Raw genomic sequence first — 6,644 nt, 5'->3', positions numbered from 1 at the left:
CGCCGAGACCCGCGAGGTGCTGATCAAGTCCCTGGCGATGCTGCACACCAAGCACGCCGACCTGCCCTCCCGCAAGCACGGCAACCCCCCGCAGTGAGCGGTCCGCCCCGGCGCGCGCACCAGCCGTGGCCTGCGGCGGAGGCCGCCGCCTCGGCCGTGTCCTGCGGGGCACGCGCACCGGGTTCACCGTTTCCGCTCGTCAGCCCAGACGGGCGCGCAGTTCACTCCTGTTCTTGATGCCGAGCTTGCGGTAGATCTTCGTCAGATGTTGTTCCACGGTGCTGACCGTGACCCTCAGCTCCCTGGCGATCGACTTGTTCGTACTTCCGGCCGCGACCAGCACCGACACCTTCTGCTCGCTCACGGTCAGCCGGGACAGGTACTGCGAGTAGCGGTCGTCGATCTTGTAACGGGTGATGGTGATGCCCTCGTGACGCACACGCGCGCCCTGCTGGAGACGGACGACGGAGAGGAACAGGTCCGGCTCGGCCGCCGCCTGGATCAGCCACGCGAACATTCTTTCCCGAGCGGCTCGGAACACCTGGTCCTCGGACCACCCCGCCGTGCCTTCGTCGGAGGCCAGCGCGCTGATCAGCGAACGGTTCTGCTGTTCGATCACCGCCTCGATCAGGCCGAGCGCGGCCTCGTGCTCGTGCAGCAGGATGTACGCGGCGGCGGCCGACAACCGCCAGGGCATGATGCGTTCCAGCTTGACCCCCCAGCCGGTCATGAGATGACCGCAGCTCATGAAGTGGGCGAGGGCGGTCCGGTAGCTGCCGAGCTGGAGGGCGAGGTGCCCCACGCAGTAGCGGTAGACCAGACCGTGGCTGGTACGGAACATCTGCTCGGGTACGTCGGCCGCGAGGTACTGCTCCGCGGTCGACGGGCGCCCCATACCGAGATGGGCGAGCATCAGGGTTCCCAGCAACCCGCCGATCCGGTAGCCCCAGCGGGACGGCGGCATCAGGTGCAGAGCGGTCTCCGCTCCGGCCAGCGCGGCCTCGAGATGGCCGCCCGCCAACGCGAGGAGGGCCTTCATGCTCTCGAGGCGCGCCTGCCAGCCGTTCTGACTGTTTCTGGCCGCGTTCTCGATGAGTCTCTGGAGTTCCTCCGAGGCCGCCACCGCGTCACCGGACAGCAGCAGCACCCTGGCCGCCGTATAGCTGATGTAGTGCTCGTCGCCGCTCTGGTCGGCCGCTCGTCTCTCCAGTACCTCGCGGGCCATGCCTGCACTGTCCAGGGCCGGCCATGCGCGGGTCATGGAATTGACCAGGGCGACGGCGCTCTGCTGGCCCATCGGCATGGAATCGAGCTCGCTCAACACTTGCTCAGACGTAATTGTTTTGACTACAGTTGGCAATGTGGCGGGAAAGTCACATGCCGCCAGCACCAGCGCTGTCCACCCAGGCGAAAAGGGTGCGGTCCGATCCAGCGAGAGGGAGTTCAGCTGACTCTCGATGCGCTGAGTCACCTCTGACGGCCCGGGCGAGTGAGGCGGCAGCGCAAGCGTCTGCGGCCTGCCTGCCGATTTCAGGGTTCGCACGGCCTGTTGTGTGGGTGCGAATTCTTCCCGCCCGAGTAAGTGAAGCTCCTGCACTTCGCTCCCCCCAGTTAGTCACAGCGGACAGAGCCCAGCGGGAGCGCACAGCATCGTGCCAACCGCCGAGATCTTCTCACGCAAGGCGAATCGCTCAGCCTGACAGACTAGTTCCGCCAGGCACGTACTTCTGCACGTGGCCGACGTCGTTGGCGGTCAGGTGACCTGACTAAGAACGGGGAGCTCTGATGGTGCACCGAAGGAACGGCAGCACATGCGCGCCGAATTCCTGGCCGACTGCGGGCTGCCGAGCAGGAAATCCCACTGCCGGGTGACCAGACTCAACAAAGGTATGCGGACACACCGCCACCAAACCCCCGTTTTGCGATGCTTCTTACTTTTTGCGCACGCTCATCTGCCACGACGCCGAGTTGAATCCCAGCCGAAGCATTTCTATTCAACCACAGCACCTTCCACAGTTCTGTGACCCGGGTCACAAACGGAACGAGTGGCGCCGCACAATCAGAATGAATGATGCCGCCCCGGGTACAGGGCGGCATCACCGACAATCACTCGCTATGGCCGCCGGATACGCTCCTCCCCGGCAATGGATATGTCGTGGAACTCGAACGGGGCAATCTCGAAGCCGGCATTCACCAGCCACGCCTCGCCCGAACGGCCGGACGAGAATGCCGCCCGCGCCCCCTCGGCCACCCGCTCCGGCGACACCAGACCCACGCCCGCGGCGACCAGCGCATCCCGACGCGGAGCCAGCATCGGCGTGTCGACGGCCCCCGGACACAGGACGTTGAGGGTGATGTCCTCGTCGGCCAGGCTCGGAGCAAGCGACCGCACCAGTCCGACCACGGCGTGCTTGCTCGCCGAGTACAGGACGTCGGGCGAGGGCCGCAACCCGGTGGTGCTGGCCGTCACGAGAACCGATCCGCCGGCCCCCGCCCGCAGCACCGGCAGCACTGCCTGGATGCCGTAGACCACGGAGTTGACGTTGACTTCGAAGAGCCGGAGATAGCTGCGCTCGTCGAAGCCGTCGCCGATCGCCGTGTCACAGAGCATGCCGGTGTTGAGATGTACCAGGTCGATCGTTCCGTACGTCTCGACGGCGAACCGGACCGCACTCCGGTTGGCCTCCAGATCGCTGAGGTCGGCCGTGAAGTGCACGCCTCCGCACGCCTCCGCCACCTGCCGGGCGCGTTCCGCATCGCGGTCCACCACGACCACCTTGGCACCCTCACGAGCGAACCGCCGCGCCACGGCGGACCCGATGCCGCCGGCCCCCGCCGTGACGAGAAGGACCGAACCGCTGTACTCACCGGACATAGCTGGCCACTTCCTTCGCGGGAGAGATTCAGGAAGCCTGGATCGACAGAGCGTGACTGAACACGTTCTTCGGGTCCCACTTGGCCTTGATCGTCTTCAGCCGGCTGTAGTTGTCCCCGTAGAAGAGGGTGTACCAGGGCACGCCCGACGTGTTCAGCTTGGGATCGGTGAAGTCCCGGTCCGGCCAGTTGATGTACGAGCCCTCGTTGTTGGCGTCGGGCGTGGGCACCCCACCGGTGGAGGCGTAGACGGTCTGGTAGAGGCCGCGCAGCCAGGTGTCGTGCTTGGCGTCGTCCGCCGGATTGTCCCAGTAGGCCGTGAACGACGCGGCCATGACCGAGCTGCGGTGGAAGGTCGCCGTGTCCTTCGGGGCCACGCTGTTGATCGCGCCACCGTAGGACAGCAGGGACAGCATCGCCGCCGGGTACCCGTAGGCCGGGTCGGTGAGCCGGTCGTATATCTGCCCGACCTGGTCGGCCGAGTACGCCTTCTTCAGCAGCGCACCCTTGGACTTCGAACGCAGCGGACCGGAGATCCCGAACTGGGCTGCCTCCGTGGGAACGTTGAGCGTCGTGGTGAGCCAGGGCAGTGAGCCGGTCTTCGTCGACGACGCCGGCGCCACGACGCCGTCGGTGACGTACCGGACGAAGCTGTCCAGCAGATCCGGGTTACCGCCCACCGTCGGGTCGACCTGCGCGAAGAGGCTGAGCGTCCCCTTGTCGACCCGGGGCGCCGTCAGCGCCGAGAACACCGCCGTGCCGGGAGCGCCGGGCGCACTGTTCTGCTCGTGCCAGGCACCGAAGTTGGCGAAGAGCTTCCGGAACGAGTCCTTGGTCATGTCCGACCACTTCCACGCCAGCGCCGCGTTCATCAGCGCGCCCGGCGGCTTCGGCAGCAGGGTGCCGGGGTCGGTTCCCGTCGCTCCCTTGGAGCGCAGCCAGAAGCGGGTGACGATACCGAAGTTGCCGCCGCCGCCACCGGTGTGCGCCCACCACAGGTCGTTGTTGGGGTCGCTCGTGTCACGCGTGGCCACCACCGCCCTGGCCTGACCGGTCGAGTCGACGACCACCACCTCGACGGCATAGATGTGGTCGGCGACCAAACCGTGCTGACGCGATCGGACACCGAAGCCGCCACCGGTGAAGTGGCCGCCGGCACCCACCGTCGGACACGAGCCGCCCGGAATCGTCACACCCCAGCCGTAGTACAGCGTGCGGTAGATCTCGCCGAGAGTGGCGCCGGTCTCCACGCAGAACGCGTTCTTGCTCGTGTCGAACGAGATGCGCCGCATGGCGACCATGTCGATGATGATCTTGTTCTCGGCGGCGTCGACGAAGTTCTCCAGGCAGTGGCCACCACTGCGCACGACGACCTTCTTACCGGACTGCACCGCCGTGTTGACGGCATCCACGACCTGCTGGGTCGTACCGACCACACGCACGGAATCGGGTGACGCCGTGAAACGGCGGTTGTAGCCCCGGATGACCAGATCCTGGTACCGGCGGTCGCTGGGCGTCACCACCACGGGACCCAGATCGGCCGATCCGGACGTCCCGTCCACGGCGAACGGCACGGCGTGAGCGGGCACCTGCGTCAGGGCCACGGCCGAAGCCGCAGTGGCCGTCGTGGCGCCCATACCGACCAGTAGGCGCCGACGAGTGAGCTGTGCCAACCTACTCTCCTCTTCCTGAAACGGACGCGACCGGCGGGCGGAGTCCGTCAACGTGATTGAGCGCATACGCCCGCGAACGGGTGTGCGGCGGGGCCCGGTTGGCCTTGCCTCGCAGCCTTGATGATCTCCCCTCTAGGGGCAACCCCTACGTTCCCCCTATTCCCACAGGCCGAAAAGACAGTTTTCCGGACGAGCCGGGAGCCCCTAGCCACTAGGGGAAACCCAGGGGTTGTGTGGCCCCTGAATCCACATACGATCTTGGTAAAGCTGCCCTATGCGCGCTGACAGGGTCAACGAGTGCATCCAGCGAGTCATGCTGTTATCCGGGCCTGGCTTTCCCGGCGGAACAAGAGGGGGCTCCATGGCGTACGAATCCATCTCGGGTCACGAATCCGGCCAGGCGAACGAGAAGCAGCCGTTCGACATTGCCATCGTGGGCATGGCATGCCGATTTCCGGGCGCCGGCGGCCTTGCCGAATTCTGGGATCTGCTGAGCTCCGGCACAGACGCCGTCACGGACGTGCCGGCCGACCGCTGGGATGCCGACGCCCTCTTCGACGCCGACCGGTCCGCGCCGGGCCGGATGAACTCGCGCCGGGGCGCATTCCTCGACGACGTCGACCGGTTCGACCCCGAGTTCTTCCGGATTTCACCCCGGGAAGCGGCCGCCATGGACCCCCAGCAGCGGCTCGTGCTGGAGGTGGGCTGGGAAACACTCGAAGACGCGGGCATCGTCCCCGATGCGTTGCGCGGCACCGCCCTCGGCGTGTTCATCGGCACCATCTGGCAGGACTACGGCCACCTCTGGTACGGCCTGGCCGAACAGACGGACAGCCAGTACGCGGCCACGGGGCTGCACCGCAGCATCATCGCCAACCGCCTGTCGCACTTCCTCGGCGTGCACGGCCCGAGCCTCACCATCGACAGCGGCCAGTCCTCCTCCCTGGTGGCGGTGCACCTGGCCTGCGAGAGCCTGCGCACGGGCGAGTCGGAGGCCGCCCTCGTCGGAGGCGTCAACCTCGCCCTGCTGCCGGAGAGCTCCATCATCTCGGCCAAATGGGGCGGTCTGTCACCGGACGGTCGCTGCTACACGTTCGACTCCCGGGCGAACGGCTACGTACGCGGTGAGGGCGTCGGCTCGGTCCTGCTCAAGCCGCTCGACCGGGCCGTGGCCGACGGTAACCACATCTACGCGGTGATACGCGGCAGCGCGATCGGCAACGGTACGGGCGAGACGCTGACCGCGCCCAGCGTGCGCGCCCAGGAGTCCGTACTCCGTGAGGCCTACCAGCGGGCCGGCATCACTCCCGACGCCGTCCAGTACGTCGAGTTGCACGGCACCGGCACCAAGCTCGGCGACCCGATCGAAGCGGCCGCCCTCGGCGCGGTCCTCGGCGCCGAGCACCGCCAGGGTGACGTTCCCGCACTGGGCGTCGGATCCGTGAAGACCAACATCGGGCACCTTGAGGGCGCGGCGGGCATCGCCGGCCTGATCAAGACGGCACTCGCGCTCAGGCACCGTCGCATTCCCGCGAGCCTCAACTACCGCGAGCCCAACCCGGACATCCCCCTCGACGACCTCGCCCTCTCGGTCGTCACCGAGACCCAGGACTGGCCTCGCCCCGACCTGCCCCTGGTCGCCGGCGTGTCCTCCTTCGGCATGGGCGGTACCAACTGCCATGTGGTCCTGGAGCAGGCCCCTGTCCCCGAGCCGGCCCAGGACACCGAACCCGGCACGCCCCCCACTGTGGTGCCGTGGGTCGTCTCCGCCCGCAGTGAGGGCGCGCTGCGCGATCAGCTCGTCCGGCTGCGGGAGTTCACGGACGCCTCCGACGCATCGCCGGTGGATGTGGGCTGGTCTCTGGTGACGACCCGCTCGCTGTTCGAGCACCGGGCCGTGATCCTGGACGGCGACTGGGACGCTCCCATCACCGGCCAAGCCACCCCCGGCCAGCTGGCGATGCTGTTCACCGGACAGGGCGCCCAGCACCCCGGCATGGGCCGCGAACTCTACGAAACCTTCCCCGCCTACGCCCAAGCGTTCGACACCGTGGTCGCCGAACTAGACCGCCACCTCGAACGCCCCCTACGTGAAAT

Annotated in this window: 4 protein-coding genes; 1 reads left to right on the top strand and 3 read right to left on the bottom strand. The window is 67.3% G+C overall.

Going from position 1 to position 6,644, the window contains the following annotated elements:
• Window positions 1-199: 199 nt before the first annotated feature.
• The 3 genes from ACZ7DL_RS38800 to ACZ7DL_RS38790 all read right to left on the bottom strand — a co-directional run bounded on the left by ACZ7DL_RS38800 (window position 200) and on the right by ACZ7DL_RS38790 (window position 4,547).
• Complete coding sequence (locus tag ACZ7DL_RS38800; protein ID WP_470781741.1) at window positions 200-1,321, bottom strand: helix-turn-helix transcriptional regulator; 1,122 nt, start codon at window positions 1,319-1,321, stop codon at window positions 200-202.
• 792 nt (window positions 1,322-2,113) lie between these two features.
• Window positions 2,114-2,875 (bottom strand): SDR family NAD(P)-dependent oxidoreductase, encoded by a 762-nt coding sequence (locus tag ACZ7DL_RS38795; RefSeq protein ID WP_470781740.1) that lies wholly within the window; start codon window positions 2,873-2,875, stop codon window positions 2,114-2,116.
• Between the two features lie 28 nt (window positions 2,876-2,903).
• Window positions 2,904-4,547, bottom strand: coding sequence for an FAD-binding oxidoreductase (locus ACZ7DL_RS38790; RefSeq protein WP_470781738.1), 1,644 nt, complete (start codon window positions 4,545-4,547; stop codon window positions 2,904-2,906).
• A gap of 361 nt (window positions 4,548-4,908) precedes the next feature.
• Here ACZ7DL_RS38790 and ACZ7DL_RS38785 point away from each other — a divergent pair.
• Window positions 4,909-6,644, top strand: a 1,736-nt coding sequence (locus tag ACZ7DL_RS38785) for a type I polyketide synthase (protein WP_470781736.1), incomplete at its 3' end; no start/stop codon positions are given.

The sequence above is a fragment of the Streptomyces sp. NPDC036984 genome (assembly GCF_055607665.1).
This window is presented reverse-complemented; position numbering and strand designations above follow the sequence as displayed.